Consider the following 20,280-nt stretch of genomic DNA (forward strand, 5'->3'; position numbering starts at 1 on the left):
ACCGAGCCTAGGCGAGGTGCCGAGTGGTGGGGCAGAAGCGCTTTGGTTACTTTCGCGCTTTTCGAAAGTGACCCGCCGTCAGGGCGGAACCCTAAGTGGCCGTTACCGCAGAAATGGATATGTACCCAATCCAGCTGAAGGGGGCCGCTTCGCGCCCCAGCGGGGATAAATCCCCTTGCCACAGGGTTTTGTGTTGTCTTGGATGCACAGTTCACCCCCAAACCCCCACAAACTCCCTGTAAACTCCGGCCTTTGCCCCACACCCAGGGAGTCGGCAATGTCGGGTTCTATCCTTTATATCCACGGCTTCAACAGCGCCCCTGCGTCGACCAAAGCCAGTCAGCTGATCAAAGTAATGGCGCAATTGGGCCTGAGCGACCGCCTACAAGTCCCAGCCCTGCACCACCACCCCCGCCAAGCCATCGGTCAGCTGGAACAGGCGATTGCACAACTGGGCCGACCGCTGCTGGTCGGCAGCTCGCTCGGCGGCTACTATGCGACTCACTTGGCCGAACGCCACGGCCTCAAGGCGCTGCTGATCAACCCTGCCGTCAGCCCGCATCGGATGTTTGACGGTTACCTGGGCACGCAGAAGAATTTGTACACCGACGAAACCTGGGAATTGACCCACGACCACGTCACGGCCCTGGCCGAACTGGACGTGCCGGCGCCCCAGGATCCGCAGCGGTTTCAGGTGTGGTTGCAAACCGGGGACGAAACGCTGGATTATCGCCACGCCCAGCAGTATTACCGCGCCTGTGCCTTGCGTATCCAGGCCGGTGGCGACCACAGTTTCCAAGGGTTTGCCCAGCAGTTGCCGGCGCTGTTGAGTTTTGCCGGCATTGGCGCCGATTTGTACCAGGCGATCGACTTCACGTCGTTGTGAGCCATCGCCCCTTTTTCACTGAACACTGACGACGAGACCCCATGGCCACTCCCAGCGCTAGCTCTTATAACGCAGACGCCATCGAAGTCCTCTCGGGCCTCGACCCGGTGCGCAAGCGCCCCGGCATGTACACCGACACCAGTCGGCCGAACCACCTCGCCCAGGAAGTCATCGACAACAGTGTCGACGAAGCCTTGGCCGGGCACGCTCGTTCGGTGCAGGTCATCCTGCACGCCGATCACTCGCTGGAGGTCAGCGACGACGGCCGCGGCATGCCGGTGGATATTCACCCTGAAGAAGGCGTGTCGGGCGTCGAGCTGATCCTGACCAAGCTCCACGCCGGCGGCAAGTTTTCCAACAAGAACTACCAATTCTCCGGCGGTTTGCACGGGGTGGGTATTTCCGTGGTCAACGCCTTGTCGACCCAGGTACGGGTGCGGGTCAAGCGTGACGGCAACGAATACCAGATGACCTTCGCCGATGGCTACAAGGCCACCGAGCTGGAAGTGGTTGGCACCGTCGGCAAGCGCAACACCGGCACCAGCGTGTATTTCGCGCCGGACCCGAAGTATTTCGATTCACCGAAGTTTTCTGTCAGCCGCCTCAAGCACGTGCTCAAGGCCAAGGCCGTGTTGTGCCCGGGGCTTCTGGTCAGTTTCGAGGACAAGGCCACCGGCGAGAAAGTCGAATGGCATTACGAAGACGGTCTGCGCTCTTACCTGGTGGACGCGGTCAGCGGTTTCGAACGCCTGCCCGACGAGCCATTCTGCGGCAGTCTGGCCGGTAACAAGGAAGCGGTGGACTGGGCTTTGTTGTGGCTGCCCGAAGGCGGCGAAAGCGTCCAGGAAAGCTACGTCAACCTGATCCCTACGGCCCAGGGCGGCACCCACGTCAACGGCTTGCGCCAGGGCTTGCTCGATGCCATGCGCGAGTTCTGCGAGTTCCGCAACCTGCTGCCCCGTGGCGTGAAGCTGGCGCCGGAAGACGTCTGGGAACGCATCGCCTTCGTGTTGTCGATGAAGATGCAGGAGCCGCAATTCTCCGGCCAGACCAAGGAACGCCTGTCGTCCCGTGAGGCGGCGGCGTTTGTTTCCGGGGTGGTCAAGGATGCGTTCAGCCTGTGGCTCAACGCCAACCCGGAAACCGGCCTGGCCCTGGCGGAGCTGGCAATCAACAACGCCGGTCGTCGTCTCAAGGCCAGCAAGAAGGTCGAGCGCAAGCGCATCACCCAGGGGCCGGCCTTGCCGGGCAAGCTCGCCGATTGCGCCGGGCAGGACCCGATGCGTTCCGAGCTGTTCCTGGTCGAAGGTGACTCTGCCGGTGGTTCGGCCAAGCAGGCGCGGGACAAGGAGTTCCAGGCGATCCTGCCGCTACGGGGCAAGATCCTCAACACCTGGGAAGTGGACGGCAGCGAAGTGCTGGCCAGTCAGGAAGTGCATAACATCGCCGTCGCCATCGGCGTCGATCCGGGCGCCGAGGACATGAGCCAGCTGCGCTACGGCAAGATCTGCATCCTCGCCGACGCCGACTCCGACGGCCTGCACATCGCCACGTTGCTCTGCGCCTTGTTCGTCCAGCATTTCCGCCCGCTGGTGGACGCCGGTCACGTCTATGTGGCGATGCCGCCGCTGTACCGGATCGACCTGGGCAAGGAGATCTACTACGCCCTCGACGAGGCCGAGCGTGACGGCATCCTCGACCGTCTGGTGGCCGAGAAGAAGCGCGGCAAGCCACAGGTCACTCGATTCAAAGGCCTGGGCGAGATGAACCCGCCGCAACTGCGCGAAACCACCATGGACCCGAACACCCGTCGTCTGGTGCAACTGACCCTGGATGATTTCGAAGCGACGTCGGAAATGATGGACATGCTGCTGGCGAAGAAACGCGCCGGCGACCGCAAGTCCTGGCTCGAATCCAAAGGGGACCTGGCCGAGGTGTTGGCCTGATGCGCAACGGTTTCGCCCTGGCGTTGTGGCTGTGGGCGGGGGTGGTTGTCGCTGGACCGGCGCCGGAACTGAAGTTGCTGTCTGAGCACGCCGTCGATGGCATGCGCGGCGGCAATCTGTCCGGGCTGGCCTGGTGCGGCAACGAAATGTGGACGGTCTCTGATCGCGACGATGATCGGATCTACCGCCTTACACCTTCCGATGCGCGGGTCTGGCCGGCAGCCGCGGTGCAGATCGACGTGCCTGAGGTGCCCGACAGCGGTTTGCCCTGGGGTTTGCGTTCCCGGACCTGGGCGGCGTCGTTCCTGCGTGGTGGTGAGCTGGATTTCGAAGGCATCAGTTGCGACAGTGCTGGCAATCGTTATGTGGTCAGCGAGTCTCATGCCGCGGTGTTGCAAGTGTCGCCGTCGGGAGACGCCTCCTGGTTGAAAATCGCCCCGACGTTGATCCGTCAGGCCCGGGGCAGTGGCATGTTGCTGCATTTCAACGCCTTGTTCGAAGGCCTGGCGATCAACCCGGCGGGTGATCAGTTGTGGCTGGCGGCGGAGCGCGAACGTCGCGGCCTGTTGCAGATCAGGCGCCAACAGACGGTGTGGGACTGCGATGGTAATTGCGTGCTGCTGAGCGAAGCGGGGCTGGAGATGCAACCGGCGCAATTCCCCAAGGCCAAGGCGGTTTCGCGGGACTTCGCTGATCTGTCATTGTTCAATGGCAAGCTGTTTACCCTGGAACGCAACGCCTTTCAGATCTGTCGGCGTGACCAGCAGACCGCCCAGGTGGAGCGGTGCTGGTCGTTCGCTGCCGAGGCGTTGCAGGACAGTCGGCGTTATTCCCAGGAGCATGGGCTGGCCGAAGCGCTGGTCGTGGACGCCGAGGGCGCCTGGGTCGGCTTGGACAACAATGACGGTGCCCGCGCCGACGGCGAAACGCGGCCGATCATCTGGCGCTTCGCCGCGCCGGACGGTGGCTGGGGCGCCTCGCCATGAGTCAGCCGCCGGGCAAGCGTGCTGGCCGGGTGTTGATGATATTGGCCTGGTGCGCGGCGCTGTTCCTGGCAACGCGATTTTTTGCCCAATGGGAACAGCGCCAGCAAAATCCCAATGCCCAGGTGTATTCGCAAAGAGGCGAAGGGTTTATCGAGGTGAAGTTGGTCGGCAATAGGCAGGGGCATTTCGTCGCCAGCGGCCAGATCAACGGCCAACCGGTGGATTTCATGCTCGACACGGGCGCCACCGACGTGGCGATTCCGGTGGAGTTGGCCGAGCGCCTCAAGCTGGAAAAAGGTTTCGGCGTGACGTTGAGTACCGCCAACGGTTTGAGCGAGGGCTATCGCACCCGCATCGACCGGCTGCAATTGGGTGACATCGTCTTGCGCGATGTCCGTGCCCTGGTGGCGCCAGGCCTGGGTGGCACGCAAGTGCTACTGGGTATGAGCGCCCTGAACAAACTTGAATTTACCCAGCGCGACGGCACCATGCTGCTGCGCCAGACAACGAACTGATGAGGCCCGCATGAGCGACATTCTTGCAGACAGCTTAGACGGCGTAGAACGCCGATCGCTGGCTGACTTCACCGAAAATGCCTACCTCAATTACTCCATGTACGTGATCATGGACCGTGCCTTGCCGCACATCGGCGATGGTTTGAAGCCGGTTCAGCGGCGGATCATCTATGCCATGAGTGAGCTGGGGCTGGATGCTGATTCCAAGCACAAGAAATCGGCGCGTACCGTCGGTGACGTGCTCGGTAAGTTCCACCCCCACGGCGACTCGGCCTGCTATGAAGCCATGGTGCTGATGGCCCAGCCATTCAGCTATCGCTACACCCTGGTGGATGGGCAGGGCAACTGGGGTGCGCCGGACGATCCCAAGTCTTTCGCGGCCATGCGTTACACCGAGGCGCGGTTGTCGCGTTATTCCGAAGTGCTGCTCAGCGAGCTGGGCCAGGGCACCGCGGACTGGGGGCCGAATTTCGACGGCACCCTCGACGAACCCCTGGTTCTGCCAGCACGTTTGCCGAATATTCTCCTCAATGGCACCACCGGCATCGCCGTGGGCATGGCCACCGACGTGCCACCCCACAACCTGCGGGAAGTGGCCACGGCGTGCGTGCGTCTGCTGGACGAGCCGAAAGCCACGGTGGAACAGCTCTGCGAGCACATCCAGGGCCCGGACTACCCGACCGAAGCGGAAATCATCACCCCGCGCGCCGACCTGCTGAAAATCTACGAGACCGGCCGTGGTTCGGTGCGCATGCGCGCCGTGTATCACGTTGAAGACGGCGACATCATTGTCACGGCGCTGCCGCATCAGGTCTCCGGGGCCAAGGTCTTGGAACAGATTGCCGCGATGATGCAGGCAAAACCGTCGAAAGCGCCGCAAGTGGCTGACTTGCGCGACGAATCCGACCACGAAAACCCGTGCCGCATCGTGATCATTCCGGTCAACAGTCGAGTCGATCACGACGCGCTGATGCAGCACTTGTTCGCCAGCACCGACCTGGAGTCCAGCTACCGGGTCAACATCAACATCATCGGCCTGGACGGCAAGCCGCAGTTGAAAAACCTGCGGGCATTGCTGGTGGAGTGGCTGGAATTCCGGGTCAAGACCGTGCGCCGGCGCCTGCAATTCCGCCTGGACAAGGTCGAGCGTCGCCTGCACCTGTTGGACGGTTTGCTGATTGCCTACCTCAACCTGGATGAAGTGATCCACATTATCCGCACCGAGGAGCACCCCAAGGCCAGCCTGATCGAGCGTTTTGCCCTGAGCGAAATCCAGGCCGACTACATTCTCGACACTCGTCTGCGGCAGTTGGCGCGGTTGGAAGAGATGAAGCTGCGCGCCGAGCAGGATGAGTTGCTCAAGGAGCAGGCCAAGCTGCAAGCCCTGCTGGGCAGCGAAGCCAAGCTCAAGAAGCTGGTACGCACCGAACTGCTCAAGGACGCCGAAACCTACGGCGACGACCGTCGCTCACCAATCGTCGAGCGTGCCGAAGCCAAGGCGCTGAGCGAGCACGATCTTCTGCCGAACGAGAAAGTGACCGTCGTGCTGTCAGAAAAAGGTTGGGTGCGCTCCGCCAAAGGTCATGATATTGACGCGACGGGGCTTTCCTACAAGGCCGGGGACGGCTTCAAGGCCTTGGCGGCCGGGCGTTCCAACCAGTTTGCGGTATTCGTCGACTCCACCGGGCGCAGCTATTCGGTGCCAGCCCACACCCTGCCGTCGGCTCGTGGTCAGGGCGAACCGCTGACCGGTCGTTTAACGCCACCGCCGGGTGCAACTTTTGAATGCGTGCTGATGCCTGATGATGAAGGACTGTACGTAATTGCATCGGACGCGGGTTACGGGTTCGTGGTTAAGGGCGAGGATCTGCAAGCCAAGAACAAGGCGGGCAAGGCGTTGTTGAGCCTGCCGAACAACGCCAAGGTGATTGCGCCACGGCCGGTGGCCGATCGGGAGAGCAACTGGCTGGCGTCGGTCACTACCGAAGGCCGGTTGCTGGTGTTCAAGATCAGCGACCTGCCGCAGCTGGGGAAAGGCAAGGGCAACAAGATTATTGGTATTTCCGGCGAACGGGTCGCCAGCCGTGAGGAATATGTCACGGATATTGCAGTGTTGCCGGAAGGCGCCACGCTTGTGCTACAGGCAGGCAAGCGCACGCTTTCGTTGAAGGCTGACGATCTTGAGCATTACAAGGGTGAACGTGGTCGGCGGGGCAACAAGCTTCCAAGGGGATTTCAGCGAGTCGATGCGCTGCTCGTCGAAAACCTCAATTAGGCGTACTAGAGGGCTCGGTCTGCGATTAAATGCCGCAGATCGATACTTTCGCGCTGGAGTCGGCGCGCATATTCACGGATGATAGGCCCTTTCAAGCGCCGGCGTGGCCGAGCGTTCTTCATAATGACCGAGTATTTTTTCATTGTGGTAAGCCTTGTGGCTGCCACCTGGACGGAACGATGACTGCTCTGCGCCTCCCTATTTTGTGGCTCGCCGGCCTGCTTGGCCTGGCGGGCTGCAGCATGAACCAGCCGGTGTCGCTGTACCAACTGGACAGCGGAACCCCGGCCCAGCCTGCGCAAAGCACAGGCATGGCAGTATTGCTGGGGCCGGTCCTGATCGCCGACTACCTGCAACGTGAAACCTTATTGCAACGCCAACCGGACGGTAGCCTGCAGGCCGCCACTGACGGTCGTTGGGCTGGCAGCCTGTCTTCTGACATCGATCAGTTGCTGCTGCGCCAGGTCGCCGGGCATCTGGACAGCCAGCGTGTGGTGCTGGCACCCGCGACCCAAGGCTTCACCCCGGATGTACAGGTGCTGCTGTCGATTACCCGCCTGGACTCGGGTAAAGCCCAGCCGGCTGTGCTCGATGCCCAATGGCGATTGATCGACCGTCGTGGCAAGGTGCGTGAAAACCGCATCGTTCATCTGCAAGAGCAACATGCCGGCAGCACCGCGGCACAGGTCCAGGCCCAGGGCGTGCTCCTGCAACGCCTGGCCGAACAGCTGTCCGTGTCGCTCAAGCCCCTGGCCAACCAGCCACCTATTGCAGAAGTCCCACGCAAGGCCGCTCCTGCCCCGGCCAAGCCGGTAGAAAAGGACAAGGACAAGATCCCCATGGCCTTGCCGATTCGTACGGACATGGAAGTGTTCAGGTTCTGACGGTTGGACCGGATATACGACAAAGCCCGCATTGATGCGGGCTTTGTCGTTTCTGCCGGTTGGATCCCTGGGGCCTGGGCCGGCCCTATCGCGAGCAAGCTCGCACACACTGGGTCTGAGGCTTGCAGACATCTCCCTGTGGGAGCGAGCCTGCTCGCGATGGCGGCGCTGAAGGCACCAAAAAGCCCACAGACAACCACTTTCTTCAGGCTCGCGTTCAGTGGTTTGGAATAGTTTTGGGGCCGCTTCGCGGCCCAGCGGGAGCAAGCTCCCTCGCCACAGGTTTTGCAGAGATCCACTGTGGGAGCTTGCTCGCGATGGCGACGCTGAAGGCAACAAAAAAGCCCGCAGACCATCACTCATCTGCGGGCTTCGTCATTTCACGTCCTGAGCGTCAGGCCTGGCGTTCATGCATCCGCGCCAACTGCCGCTCCAGCATCGATGGATAAGGCTCCATCAAGCGTTCCACGCAGCACGCGCCTTCGGGGCTGGCGATGGGGCGGATACGGGCGCGCTGGCGGATCAGGGCGTCATCGTTGATCTTGCGCTCCACCAGCAGCAGGTTGCGGCTGTGTTGCGACAGTGCCAGGGCGTCCTGGGCGGTTTCGGTCAGCAGCAGGTCGATCTGGCTCAGGCCAAACAAGCCATCGCCCAGGGTCAGGCCCAATTGCAGTTGCAGGGTGATGCCGCTGTCGGCGACTTCGATCTGCAACTGGTGGCCCAAGGCGCGCAGCAACTCACCGCAGCAAATGGCGTTGGTCAGGTAGTCGTCACCGCTGTCTTCGGTGTGAAACAGCATCAGCGTGCTGCCATCGTTCAGGGTGTGCAGTTCGCCCTGATAGAGCGATGCGGCCTGGTCGAGGCAGTCGCGGTAGCGCTCGAGCAATTCCTTCAGGCGTGCCTGGGGCAGGCGGCGCAGTTGGTCCTGGGCGCCCAGTTGCACGGCCAGTACGGCACTGTGTTGGGGCAGGTTCGAAGCCACAGGCTTGACGACCGACCGGGGCGCCCCATCGACCGACTCGTCACGCAGCTCGGCGAAGGCGTCGTCGTCTTCCTCGTCCTCTACCGTGCGTACCACGTGGCGTGGCGCCGGTTTGGAGGTCGGCATCGGCGGGCTTTCGTCGAAACCCGGGTCGCGCAGGTTACGCACTTCGAAGCCCGGCTCGGCCTCGTCGTCCATGTAGTCGATGTCTTCAGGTTCCGGCACGGGCTCAGGCTCCGGCGCGAAGCTGGCGTGCAGTTGCCGGGCCAGGTCGCCGATTTCGTCCTGGCGCTGGGTGGCCGGCGTGTGTTCGTCGATGTCCCGCAGCCAGACGCGCAATTGCAACAGCGGCGTGGAGATGTGCCGGCCCAGGCGCAGGCTCAGGGCCAAAGCCAGCGCCAGCAGGATCGCGCTGAGGATGCCCATGCTTTGCAGGCTGATGGTCATCGGCTGCTGGAACTGGTCCATGTCCAGGCTGATGCGCAGTTGCCCGGCGGTCACGTCCTGGAAGGTGATCTTGCTCTGGTACATGCCGCCGGACTCGCCCAGCAGGCCGGGCTTGGGACGCTGGCCGGCCTCGGCGAGGATGCGGTTGTCCACGCTGTAGATGGCGGCGTGGGCCACCAGCTTGTTCTTGGTCAGGTTGTTGAGCAGCACGTTGAGGCTGAGGATGTCGTTGGACACCAGCAGCTCGGTGGCGGACGTGGCGGTCTGGGTGGTCAGGCTTTCACCCAGGGCGTCGGCCTGCTCGTGCATCGCCTGCTTGAATTGCAAACCCATCACGCAGGCATAGATGACCAGGGCCAGGGCGACCAGGATCACGTTATGGCTGGCAATGCGCAATGCAATCGGCACACGACGGTGGCGCAGTGCACGGAAGATCAGCAGGAAGAAGTTGTCGGTTTTGACTGGCGTGGGCCGGTTCACTGAGCTCGGCTCTTTGTCCGTGAAATTGACGCGCAGTATAGCGACAGCCCCATGACCGGCAAAGCACTGGCGGTGCCCGATGGTCACTGAATGTGGGTAGAATGCGGTTTTTTTCCACCTGCGGGGGTGCGCCTTGCGCGAAATCGTCCTGATAAACATCACTGGCAGCGACCGTCCGGGTCTGACTGCGGCCATTACCGGCGTTCTGGCCCAGGGTGGTGTGAACATTCTCGACATCGGTCAGGCGGTGATCCACGACACACTGTCGTTCGGCATCCTGGTTGAAATCCCGGACGCCGAACAAGGCAAGTCGGTGCTCAAGGACATCCTGTTCACCGCCTACAAGCTCGACCAGCAGGTGCGCTTCACCCCGGTGTCCGAGGACGATTACCGGCATTGGGTGGCCGGCCAGGGCAAGAAACGCCACATCGTCACTTTGTTGACCCGCAAGGTTACCGCCGAGCAATTGCAGCGCGTCAGTTCGATCACCGCCAAATATGACCTGAACATCGATCACATCGACCGACTGTCCGGGCGCATGCCGCTGGATACCCCGGACGACAAAGGCAAGGGCTGCATCGAGTTTTCGGTGCGCGGCGAGCCAGCCGACCCCCAGGCGTTGCGTGCCGAGTTCCTGAGCGTGGCCCAGGAACTGAACGTCGACATCGCCTTCCAGGAAGATTCGCTGTTCCGCCGCAACCGCCGCCTGGCGGTGTTCGACATGGACTCGACGCTGATCGAAGCTGAAGTCATCGACGAACTGGCCAAGGCGGCCGGCGTGGGCGACAAGGTCTCAGCCATTACCGAGCGGGCCATGGCTGGCGAATTGGACTTTCGCGCCAGCTTCAAGGAGCGCCTGGCGCTGCTCAAGGGCCTGGACGTCAGCGTGCTGGATTCCATTGGCGCTTCCTTGCGCCTGACCGAAGGCGCAGAGACGCTGTTCGCCGAACTCAAGCGCCTGGGCTACAAGACCGCCATCCTGTCCGGCGGCTTCACCTACTTCGCCAAGCAGTTGCAGGCCAAGCTCGGCATCGACTACGTGTTCGCCAACGAACTGGAAGTGGTGGATGGCAAAGTGACCGGCGTGGCCGTCGAGCCGATCGTCGATGCCCAGCGCAAGGCGGACCTGCTGCGTGAACTGGCTGAAAAAGAAGGCCTGCGCCTGGAGCAGACCATCGCTGTGGGTGACGGTGCCAACGACTTGCCGATGCTGGCGATAGCGGGCCTGGGCGTGGCGTTCCGCGCCAAGCCGCTGGTCAAGCAGTCGGCCAGGCAGGCGATTTCAACCCTGGGGCTGGATGGGGTGTTGTACCTGTTGGGCTTCAGGGATCGGGATGGGCAGCTCTGATTCGAGTCTGCCGCAATCTTTTGGAGGCATTCATCTGTGGCGAGGGGATTTATCCCCGCTGGGCTGCGCAGCAGCCCCCAAAAACCTAACGCCTCGTTGTGTCAGGCTGGCTGAAGTTGACTGTATTGGGGCTGCTTCGCAGCCCAGCGGGGATAAATCCCCTCACCACAAAGGGTTGTGTGTTGGCTGTTCAAAGCGATTTCCACAACGAATCAAAATTCCCTTCCTGGTCGCCGCTATCCCCGGTTTCGGTTGAGTCTTCCGAGTGATAGGAAAACTGGTTGAAACTGTGGGTGCTGGTCACCCGGCGGTCCAAGCCGGCGCGGCGTTCCTGGCCGTTGGTATTGATCAACACCCGCTGGCCCTCCTGGAAAGGCAGGCGGGGGGCGATCATGGTCGGGGGCAGGTCAATGGCACTGATCTCTGGCAGCAACAGCCCGCGCAGGTAGTGACCGTGCTCGTTTTCCCGGACCAGTTGCAGCCCGCAAGGTTGGGCATGGGGGGCGACCAGTTCGATGCCCATTTGCATGGCGCCGTTGCGCACTTGTCGGATCCAACGCACCACGGCAACGCTCCAGGCTTGGTCGCTGCTGTCCCGAATGCCGATCATTTCTCCCGCTTGCAGCTGTTCCGGTACTTCCTTGGGCCAGCCGAGGCAGTAGCCGCCGGGGCTGTGGTTGATGATCGGCAGGTCGTAGGTGGGGAAGTGATGCTGGTTGTCGGAGTGGCTGCCGTCATCATCGCTCGGGTTGACCGGGTACTCGATTTCTTCATAGGGCAGCAGGTCGCTGTCGCCGGCGGGGGCGGCGTCGAAGGCCTGGCCCCAGGTGTCGTTTGTCTTGCTTGATGAGGCTTCGAAGCGGGCCTTGCGGGTGGTGGGGCTATTCAGTATTTCGTTGAAAGAGCGCTCGCCGCCGAGGTAATAGTGCAGCGCACTCATGCCCACGCACAGTGTCAGCGTGCCATTGCCCTCGGTGCGCTGGAAACTGCGTTCCGCTGCTTCGCCCCAGGCGGCTTGCAGGTGATGCAAGGTATCGACGCTCATGCCGCCCGGTACCGGCAGGCTTTGCTCGGCAGGTTCTTCCAGGTGCGTGGCGATTGCGCGCACCAGGGGCTGTGGGTCGAAGCCCTGCAAGGTTGGCTGTTGTTCGGCTCGGAACTTGGAGCGGTAGCGTGGCCCGACATCCAGTTGCGGAGCGACCGCGAACAGGCTGGCAGTGCTGCTGGCGGGATCCAGCTTGACCCACTGGCTCCAGGCTTCGAGCACTTCGGTCAGCCGCCCGATTTGGCTCTGGCGCAGTTGATTGCTGCGTGACGCTCCCAGCAACAGGGCAACGACATAGGTCTGTTCGGGGGTCAGTTGATGAACCTGGCTGGCCAGTTCGTCACTCACGCTCAGGTGCTGCAACCGGTGCAGGCAGGCGATCCGATGCAACTGATGCAAATCGAGCCACAGCCCTTCAGGCGCGGGGCTGTATAGCTGACTGGCACGCAGCAGCGGACCATTGAGGGCATGCATCGCCCGTTGTAGCGCGGTGCTCAGCAGGCGGGCTCGGTCCTTGGTGTATTTCGACGCGATACGCGCCACGACCTGTTTGTAGCCCATCGCCAGCTGGGTTTGCAGTGCCTGGCACAGGTTGACGATCTTGCGCGAGCGCTCATCCAGCACAATGGCCTGTTGCAGGAAGTGCCGCTCCAGGTGCTTGCAGACGTAATACACCTCGGGCCGCAGCAGCTCGAGCAGTTGCAAGCGATTGTCGCTGGGCGTGAGCAGTTGGTTGAGTTCGCCAAGGGCTTGGTACAAAAGGCGGGCTGTTTCGCCGATGTTGGCCTTGGGCAGGTTGGCGATCCAGCGCTTGAGGTCCCGTGGCGTAGCATCGCAGAACGACAGACGTGATTGTGTCGGGGTCAGGACGCGCAATAGCTGGAGAGGGCTGGTCTCATTCATGCCGTGTACGGGCTCCGGCGGGAAATAAACGTGATGTTTCCAACTCTAGCAGTTGTAGCCGAAGGAGGTGTGCTATCTATGCTGGATGCCCTGTGGGAGCGAGCTTGCTCGCGATGAGGCCAGGACAGTCGCCATTGAGGTGACTGTTATATCGCTATCGCGAGCAAGCTCGCTCCCACATGTGATCTTTACTCAGCCTTTGGGCAGCGCCAGGCCCTGGCCCATCTGCACTGGCGATCCGGCCACCAGGCCTTCGGCCCATTTCACCTGGTCCGGCCCGAACAGCACGATGGCCGTCGAACCCAGCTTGAAGCGGCCCAGTTCGGCGCCTTTTTCCAGATGAATCGGCGCGCGGGCGGCTTCGTCGTAACGGAAGGTTTTCAGCTGGCGCTTGGGCGGCGTCACCAGCCCGGCCCAGACGGTTTCGATGGAGGCCACGATCATCGCGCCCACCAGCACCACGGCCATCGGCCCACGTTCGGTGTCGAAAATGCACGCCACGCGCTCGTTGCGGGCGAACAGCTCCGGAACGTTTTCGGCGGTGGTCTGGTTGACCGAGAAAATCCGCCCAGGGATGTAGACCATCTCCCGCAGGGTGCCGGCCAGTGGCATGTGCACGCGGTGGTAGTCCTTGGGGGACAGGTAGATGGTGGCGAAATCGCCGCCCATGAACGGCGCCGCGTTGGCCGCATCACCGCCCAGCAGTTCCAGCACGCTGAAGCTGTGGCCCTTGGCCTGGAAGACCCGGCCGTGCTCGATCGGGCCGAGCTGGCTGACGGCACCGTCGGCGGGGCTGAGGATCGCACCTGGGGTGTCGTCCAGCGGGCGTGCACCGTCTTTCAGGGCGCGGGTGAAGAAGGCGTTGAAGTGCTCGTAGGCAGTCAGGTCTTCCACCAGTGCCTGGGACATGTCCACTTGGTAGCGCTTGGCAAACCAAGCGGTGAAGGCGTTCTTGAACCAGCGCACGCGGCATTCGGCAATGCAGCCGGCCAGCCGTGACAACAGGTGGTGGGGCAGCAGGTACTGAGTGAGGATGAACAAACGGTTTTTCATTAATTGTCCTTAAGAACCTTCAAAGCTCGATGGGTGTGTCGGGGTGGTTGCCCCATTCGCCCCAGGAACCGGCATAGCCTTTGACCCGTGGATAACCGAGCGCCTTGGCCACCAGGTAGGTGAAGCCGGAGCGGTGGTGAGTCTGGCAGTGGGTGATGATTTCCTTGTCGGGCGTGATGCCCAATTGTTCGAGAATTTGCGGCATGTCCTTGCGAATGCGCAGGTTGCGCGCTTGGTCCATGCCGGCTGTCCATTCGAAATTGACCGCGCCGGGAATGTGCCCGCCTCGGGCTGCGACGACTTTTTCGCCGGAATACTCCAGCGGGCCGCGAGCGTCCCAGATCGCCAGGTCGGCAGCACCGAGACGGCTTTGCAGGTACTCACGGGTGGCGGTGGGCGCTTCGTGCAGTGTCAGGCTGACCGGGCCTGCGACGGGCGCAGGCACGTCGACGGACACCGGCAGGCCTTCGTCCAGCCACGACAGCAAGCCGCCGTCGAGGTAGTGATAGTTGGAGTGACCGATCACGTCCAGCAACCAGATAAACCGCCCGGCCCAGCCGCCGCCTTCATCGTCATAGACCACGTAGACCGCGTCCGGGTTGTGCCCGAGCTCGCCGAACAGGGCTTCGAGGTCGGCTTTGGCCGGCAGCAGGCCTGGCGCCGGCGGTTGACCCAGCTGGGTACGCTTGGGGTCGACGAAGCGTGCGCCAGGGATATGGCCGGTGCTGTAGCGGGCGGCGCTGGTCAGGTCCACCAGAATCAGTTCGCGGGTGTCGAGGCGCGGCAGCAGCTCGTTCGGCTCGATCACCAACGGCAAGCCAGAGAAGTCAGGCATGTGAGGTCTCCAGGGGCGCAAAGGGAAAAGATTGTAGCAAGTTCAGCGGCCGCGGTTGGTAAAGGTATGCAGGGCCCTTTCGATGCATTGCACGGTTTTGCCGAAGGCTTGTACGGTCACGTCCGAGAACGGCCCGCCGCCCTGGTCCACCACCACCAGCATGATCACCCGGCCATTGCAGGTCAGAGAGCGCAGCAGCAGGTGCTCCCCACGGAACAGGCTGCGCAGGCCCGGTGGCAGCAGCGCCGAAAACTGCACATTGTTGTCCGGGTTCAGGCGAACCTGGGCCTGCTGAGCCAGCAATCGTTGCACTATTTTGCTCTGGCTGATGGAAAAGCTCATGGCCGCGGCTTCTTTGGGCAGGCCGGCGGTCTGGTGTACGCGCACACTGGTCTGGTTGCGGTCCGCCATCAGGATCATCACCCGGCGCATGCCACAGGCCACCAACACGTCCCGTGCCGAGGTGGTCAGGTGCATGGCATTGCTGAAGGGGCTCGGTTCCACCAGCAGCGCGGAGCATTGCTTGCGCCACTGGCTCAGGTCCTCGGCGCTGGGTGGTGGGGGCGCTAGCAAACCGGGGTGGATGCGACGGCAGCCCCAGGGCCAGAGCAACGCCACGGCCGGATGCCAGAGGTCTGGCATGGCGTCATGACGGGCGCTGGTGACGGCTTGTTGGTGCAGCTGTTGCTGGACCTCATCCATCGGCATCTGCAGGTACAAACTGGTGAGGTATTGCCAGCGGGCACTGTGGGGGCCGTCCCAGGCCTGTTGCGCTGAAAGTGCCAGGCCGTTGGCCAGCAACACGGTATTGGCCGGTTGATTGAGCCAGCGCCGCAGGGTTGGGTCGTCGTCCAGGCGATTCTGCTGGCGCAGCGGGTGCTCGCTGTCCCGGGCGATGCGCAGAACCTGCACCAGCTCGCGGCGTTCATTGAGCAGCAGGCGATAACCTTGTATCACCCAGATCGGCAAGCGCCAGGCTTCCACCAGCGCCAGGCAGATTTTCAGCAGGCTGACGCCGAACAATTCGCGCTCTACCTTGCGCGCGGGTTCGCGTTTGTGGACGACCCGCAATTCCCACTCCCCCAGCAATCGCGGGTGAGTCAAGGCCAATGGCCAGAGCGGCGAGAGAAACAGCAGGCTGCCCCAGTGAATGTCCTGCCACAGCCGCGCCAGGCGGCTGGCAAAAAAGCCATTGGCCTGTTGCGTGGCGTGTTGGCTGATCAATTGCAGCTGGCGCAAGGCGATGGGGATTTCGTGCCCTGGCAACGACGGCAAGCGAGCGAGCAGTTCTTCGGTACGCTTGAGGCCGAGGCGGTTGATGGCCACTTCGAGATTTTCCGCAGGTTCCGCAAGGCTGCCATGGGTGTGATAGTTGGCCTCGCGGATGACGCTCAGGGCCAGGGCGGGGCTGTCCTGCATCAATTCGGCGATGTCACGTAACGAGCGGCGACTGTCGGCAATGGCTTTGCAGACCAGGTCATGGCTGGCCTGGGGCACCGGCAGGTGCACGCCATCGAGCAGCTTGACCCAGCCTTCGAGGGTGGTCGGTCGTGGAGTTGGAACCTTCGTTTCGTTAGCCATGGTTGGACGTGATCATCGCAAAGGGTATCTACGCCCGGAACGGGGCAAAATTGGCTTTTCGCCGGAACTGACTATAGTCTGGCGCAGTTTTGCCGATAAGTAGAAGAAGAGATTTTTCAGCTTCCGAATATGACCTTGAACCCGACTTAAATAAGTACTTTCTATCTATGGCTAAAATTATCGGCATCATTGTCGTGTTCGCGAGCGTACTCGGCGGATACGTGCTCTCCCATGGCAAGATTGCGGCCCTGGTCCAACCCTTCGAGGTGTTGATCATCGGTGGCGCCGCCCTCGGTGCATTTCTGCAGGCCAACCCTGGCTATATGACGATGCACGTGCTCAAGAAATCCCTGGGCATGTTCAGTTCGCGCTTTAGCCACACCTTCTACCTCGAGGTGCTGGGGCTGATCTACGAGATCCTCAACAAGAGCCGCCGCGAAGGCATGATGGCGATCGAAGGCGACATCGAAGACGCCGCCGCCAGCCCGATTTTCGCCAAGTACCCGGCTGTGCTCAAGGACGCCCGCATGACGGCGTTCATCTGCGATTACCTGCGCATCATGTCGTCCGGCAACATGGCGCCCCATGAGCTCGAAGGCCTGTTCGACATGGAGCTGTACAGCCTCAAGGAAGACCTGGAGCACCCCTCCCACGCGGTCAACGGCATCGCCGACGGTATGCCTGGCTTCGGTATCGTCGCGGCGGTATTGGGGATTGTGGTGACCATGGCGTCCCTGGGCGATGGCGACCAGAAATCCATCGGCCTGCACGTGGGTGCGGCACTGGTGGGTACCTTCTTCGGTATTTTGGCCGCGTACGGTTTCTTCGGTCCGCTGGCCCATTCCCTGGCCCATGATGCCAAGGAAGAGCTCAACGTCTATGAAGCCATCAAGGCGTCCCTGGTGGCTTCGGCCTCGGGCATGCCGCCATCGTTGGCGGTGGAGTTCGGTCGCAAGGTCCTGTACCCGGCGCACCGTCCAAGCTTCGCCGAGCTGGAACAAGCGGTTCGCGGTCGCTAAATCATGGAAAATAACCAGCCGATCATCGTCAAGCGCGTCAAGCGCATCGCCGGCGGGCACCATGGCGGTGCTTGGAAAATTGCCTTCGCCGACTTCGCAACGGCGATGATGGCGTTCTTTCTGGTGCTGTGGTTGCTGTCCACGGCGACCCCAGAACAGAAGATCGCCATCGCCGGTTACTTCAAGGACCCGGTCGGCTTTTCCGAAAGCGGCACGCCCTACATCATCGACCTGGGTGGTTCACCGACCCTGGCCCCGGAAAACACACTCAACCCCGAGGTCAAGTCCCAGCCCCAGCCTGACAAGGTGACGGTGGACTCCGAGCAGGTCGAAGGGATGGCCGAGCAGATCGAGCGCGAACGCCTGGAATTGTTGCTGCAAGAGTTGCAGAACAAGGTCGAAGAGAACCCGCAACTGCAGAAATTCAAGGACCAGATCCTGTTCGAAATCACGCCGAACGGCTTGCGCATCCAGATCATGGACGCCGAGAACCGGCCGATGTTCGATTCCGGCAGCGCGCGCCTGAAGCCTTATTTCGAAGACATTTTGCTGGCCATGGCCGACACCATCAAAGCGGTGCCGAACAAAATCAGCATCAGCGGTCATACCGATGCCAAGCCCTACGTTGGCAAAGGAGACTTCGGTAACTGGGAGCTTTCCGCCAACCGCGCCAACGCGGCCCGTCGCGCCTTGGTGGCCGGCAGTTATCCGGACGAGCAGGTGGCGCGGGTGGTCGGTTATGCGTCCTCGGCGTTGTTCGATCGCAAGGACCCGTTCAACCCGGTCAACCGACGTATCGATATCGTGGTGTTGACCAAGAAGGCCCAGCAAGCCATCGAGGGTTCGCAAACCGACGATCCGCCGCTGGATCCGGCCCAAGGGCAGGGCGCACCGGGTGAAGCACCGACGACGCCTGGCGCGGCGGCTGATCCGAACGCCTTGCCGGCGGACCAGCAACCCGTGCCGGCCCATGAGCTGCGCGAGCGTCTGAACCTGTTCGACGACGCTGCGCCGAAACCGGCCGAGCCGCCGGCGCAGTGATCCATAAAAAAGCCGACATCATTGTCGGCTTTTTTATGAGGCGCTGTTCACCTGAGGCGTGCTTGCCTTTGTGGCGAGGGAGCTTGCTCCCGCTCGGCTGCGAAGCAGTCGTAAATGGTGTGTCTGATGCTCCGCATTTGGCGGGTTTTGGGGCTGCTTCGCAGCCCAGCGGGAGCAAGCTCCCTCGCCACAATGGTGTCCGGCTCACATTCCGGGTCAGTAACTGCTATCCGGCAAGCTGGCGATGATCGAGCGGTAGCTATTCATCCGTTGCTGATGCACGCGACCTTCTTCCAGCGCCTTGAGCAGCGCGCAACCAGGTTCGCGGTCGTGCTTGCAGTCGCGGAAGCGGCAGGTGCCGATCAGGTCATTGAATTCGATGAACCCGGCCTCGACATCGGCCCGGCTGACGTGGCCCAGGCCGAATTCACGTATGCCCGGCGAGTCGATCAATTCACCGCCGCCGGGGAAGTGGAACAACCGCGCGGTGGTGGTGGTGTGGGTGCCCTGGCCGGACAGCTCGGACAGCGGCCCGACGCGAGTCTCGACGTCTGGCAGCAGGCTGTTGACCAGCGATGACTTGCCCACGCCAGACTGGCCGACGAACACACTGATGCGCCCGTCCAGTTGTTGTTGCAATTGCTCCATGCCGTTGCCGTGATGGGCCGAGACTTCCAGCACCGGATAACCCAAATCCCGATAGACCGACAGCAGGGCGTTCAGCGCCGGGGCGTTGTGCTCGTCGATCAGGTCGAATTTGTTGAGCAGCAACAACGGGCGGATGCCGGCGTGTTCGGCGGCCACCAGATAACGGTCGATCAGGTTGGCGTGGGGCTCGGGCAAGGGCGCGAATACAATGACGATCATGTCGACGTTGGCCGCTACCGGCTTGAGCTGACCACGGCTGTCCGGACGGCACAGCTCGGTGTGGCGTGGCAATTGCGCCACGATCACACCGATGCCCTGGTTGCCGGCACGCCAGACGACTTGGTCGCCCGTGACCAGGGCCGGCAGGTTGGCGCGCAAGTGACAACGGAACACTTGGCCGGCCAGCTCGCCTTCCCGGGCCTCGACCTCGACCTGCACACCGAAGTGGGCGATCACCAGGCCGGTCTGTTCCGGGCCCAGGTCGCCACCTTCCAAGGCTTCGACAGCACTGGACTCGCGTTTGGCGGCGCGGGCGGCGCGCTCGCCCTGGATCTTTTCGATGCGCCAGTTCTGACGACGATTGAGTTGGCGTTTGGCCATGGGTGTTCCGTATGAAGAAATGCAGCGAATAGGGTAAAACGGCGGCGAGTTTAGCACGCCCAAGGGCCGGCCTAAGCTAAACTGCGTGGCTACGCCGAGGAGCTTCCCTATGCAAAACCCGCAGAACCTGATCTGGATCGACCTGGAAATGACCGGTCTGAACCCGGACACCGACGTCATCATCGAAATGGCCACCATCGTCACCGACAGCGACCTCAACACCCTGGCCGAAGGCCCGGTGATCGCGATCCACCACAGCGACGAGATCCTGGCCGGCATGGATGAATGGAACACCCGCCAGCACGGCGGCTCGGGCCTGACCCAGCGGGTACGCGAGAGCAAGATCAGCATGGCTGAGGCCGAAGCCCAGACCATCGCCTTCCTGGAGCAGTGGGTGCCCAAGGGCAAGTCGCCGATCTGCGGCAACAGCATCTGCCAGGACCGTCGCTTCCTTTATACCCACATGAAATCCCTGGAAAGCTATTTCCACTACCGCAACCTGGACGTCTCCACCCTCAAGGAACTGGCCGCCCGTTGGGCTCCAGAAGTGCGTGACAGCTTCCAGAAGGGCGGCAGCCACTTGGCCCTGGACGACATCCGCGAGTCCATCGCCGAGTTGCAGCATTACCGCAAGCATTTCATCAAGTTCTAACCGGCACCCGGCGACCGGCGAGATTGCTTTTGTGGCGAGGGAGCTTGCTCCCGCTGGCCTGCGCAGCAGGCCCCAACCGTCCTTCAGGTAGACCGCATTGTCCGGTTTGCGACTGCTGCGCAGCCGAGCGGGAGCAAGCTCCCTCGCCACAGGG

Annotated in this window: 16 protein-coding genes; 10 read left to right on the top strand and 6 right to left on the bottom strand. The window is 62.2% G+C overall.

Annotated features, from left to right (window positions below):
* Positions 1-277 precede the first annotated feature (277 nt).
* The 6 genes from BLO97_RS08060 (at position 278) to BLO97_RS08085 (ending at position 7,492) form a co-directional block, all read left to right on the top strand.
* Positions 278-886 carry a YqiA/YcfP family alpha/beta fold hydrolase gene (locus BLO97_RS08060; protein WP_092222413.1) on the top strand — a complete coding sequence of 203 codons (609 nt, stop codon included), beginning with the start codon at positions 278-280 and terminating at the stop codon, positions 884-886.
* Between the two features lie 41 nt (positions 887-927).
* Positions 928-2,832, top strand: coding sequence for a DNA topoisomerase IV subunit B (parE, locus tag BLO97_RS08065; RefSeq protein ID WP_063323201.1), 1,905 nt, complete (start codon positions 928-930; stop codon positions 2,830-2,832).
* Positions 2,832-3,818, top strand: coding sequence for an esterase-like activity of phytase family protein (locus BLO97_RS08070; protein WP_092150863.1), 987 nt, complete (start codon positions 2,832-2,834; stop codon positions 3,816-3,818). Before parE ends, BLO97_RS08070 begins: the two co-directional genes overlap by 1 nt.
* On the top strand, positions 3,815-4,333 hold the full coding sequence (locus tag BLO97_RS08075) for a retropepsin-like aspartic protease family protein (protein WP_092150866.1): 519 nt from the start codon (positions 3,815-3,817) through the stop codon (positions 4,331-4,333). Before BLO97_RS08070 ends, BLO97_RS08075 begins: the two co-directional genes overlap by 4 nt.
* Before the next feature lie 10 nt (positions 4,334-4,343).
* Positions 4,344-6,608, top strand: coding sequence for a DNA topoisomerase IV subunit A (parC, locus tag BLO97_RS08080; RefSeq protein ID WP_072340109.1), 2,265 nt, complete (start codon positions 4,344-4,346; stop codon positions 6,606-6,608).
* A 179-nt stretch (positions 6,609-6,787) separates the two neighbouring features.
* Positions 6,788-7,492: a PqiC family protein gene (locus tag BLO97_RS08085; protein WP_063323197.1), complete on the top strand. Its 705-nt coding sequence runs from the start codon at positions 6,788-6,790 to the stop codon at positions 7,490-7,492.
* A 394-nt stretch (positions 7,493-7,886) separates the two neighbouring features.
* On the opposite strand, the gene BLO97_RS08095 is transcribed toward BLO97_RS08085, so the two are convergent.
* Positions 7,887-9,401: an AhpA/YtjB family protein gene (locus BLO97_RS08095; protein WP_063323196.1), complete on the bottom strand. Its 1,515-nt coding sequence runs from the start codon at positions 9,399-9,401 to the stop codon at positions 7,887-7,889.
* 133 nt (positions 9,402-9,534) lie between these two features.
* Here BLO97_RS08095 and serB point away from each other — a divergent pair, with 133 nt between their 5' ends.
* On the top strand, positions 9,535-10,749 hold the full coding sequence (gene serB / locus BLO97_RS08100; protein ID WP_003197189.1) for a phosphoserine phosphatase SerB: 1,215 nt from the start codon (positions 9,535-9,537) through the stop codon (positions 10,747-10,749).
* 190 nt (positions 10,750-10,939) lie between these two features.
* Here serB and BLO97_RS08105 read toward each other — a convergent pair whose 3' ends face one another.
* The 4 genes from BLO97_RS08105 to BLO97_RS08120 all read right to left on the bottom strand — a co-directional run bounded on the left by BLO97_RS08105 (position 10,940) and on the right by BLO97_RS08120 (position 16,166).
* Positions 10,940-12,697 carry a molecular chaperone gene (locus BLO97_RS08105; RefSeq protein ID WP_092345513.1) on the bottom strand — a complete coding sequence of 586 codons (1,758 nt, stop codon included), beginning with the start codon at positions 12,695-12,697 and terminating at the stop codon, positions 10,940-10,942.
* A 192-nt stretch (positions 12,698-12,889) separates the two neighbouring features.
* The gene (gene asd, locus BLO97_RS08110) at positions 12,890-13,750 is read right to left on the bottom strand and encodes an archaetidylserine decarboxylase (protein ID WP_092222417.1); all 861 of its coding nucleotides are present in this window, start codon (positions 13,748-13,750) and stop codon (positions 12,890-12,892) included.
* Between the two features lie 19 nt (positions 13,751-13,769).
* Positions 13,770-14,585, bottom strand: coding sequence for a rhodanese-like domain-containing protein (locus BLO97_RS08115; protein ID WP_092345515.1), 816 nt, complete (start codon positions 14,583-14,585; stop codon positions 13,770-13,772).
* Positions 14,586-14,627: 42 nt separating this feature from the next.
* Positions 14,628-16,166, bottom strand: a complete 1,539-nt coding sequence (locus BLO97_RS08120) for an HDOD domain-containing protein (RefSeq protein ID WP_092345517.1) — start codon at positions 16,164-16,166, stop codon at positions 14,628-14,630.
* A gap of 167 nt (positions 16,167-16,333) precedes the next feature.
* On the opposite strand from BLO97_RS08120, the gene motA reads away from it, so the two are divergent.
* Complete coding sequence (gene motA / locus BLO97_RS08125) at positions 16,334-17,185, top strand: flagellar motor stator protein MotA (RefSeq protein ID WP_063323191.1); 852 nt, start codon at positions 16,334-16,336, stop codon at positions 17,183-17,185.
* 3 nt (positions 17,186-17,188) lie between these two features.
* On the top strand, positions 17,189-18,226 hold the full coding sequence (gene motB, locus BLO97_RS08130; RefSeq protein WP_092150879.1) for a flagellar motor protein MotB: 1,038 nt from the start codon (positions 17,189-17,191) through the stop codon (positions 18,224-18,226).
* 216 nt (positions 18,227-18,442) lie between these two features.
* Here motB and rsgA read toward each other — a convergent pair whose 3' ends face one another.
* Positions 18,443-19,474, bottom strand: a complete 1,032-nt coding sequence (gene rsgA / locus BLO97_RS08135) for a small ribosomal subunit biogenesis GTPase RsgA (RefSeq protein ID WP_072340125.1) — start codon at positions 19,472-19,474, stop codon at positions 18,443-18,445.
* Positions 19,475-19,583: 109 nt separating this feature from the next.
* Here rsgA and orn point away from each other — a divergent pair, with 109 nt between their 5' ends.
* Positions 19,584-20,126: an oligoribonuclease gene (orn, locus tag BLO97_RS08140; protein ID WP_024780809.1), complete on the top strand. Its 543-nt coding sequence runs from the start codon at positions 19,584-19,586 to the stop codon at positions 20,124-20,126.
* Positions 20,127-20,280 lie beyond the last annotated feature (154 nt).

The sequence above is a fragment of the Pseudomonas sp. NFACC05-1 genome, from assembly GCF_900100135.1.
In the GTDB taxonomy this organism is placed as follows: domain Bacteria; phylum Pseudomonadota; class Gammaproteobacteria; order Pseudomonadales; family Pseudomonadaceae; genus Aquipseudomonas; species Aquipseudomonas fluorescens_Q.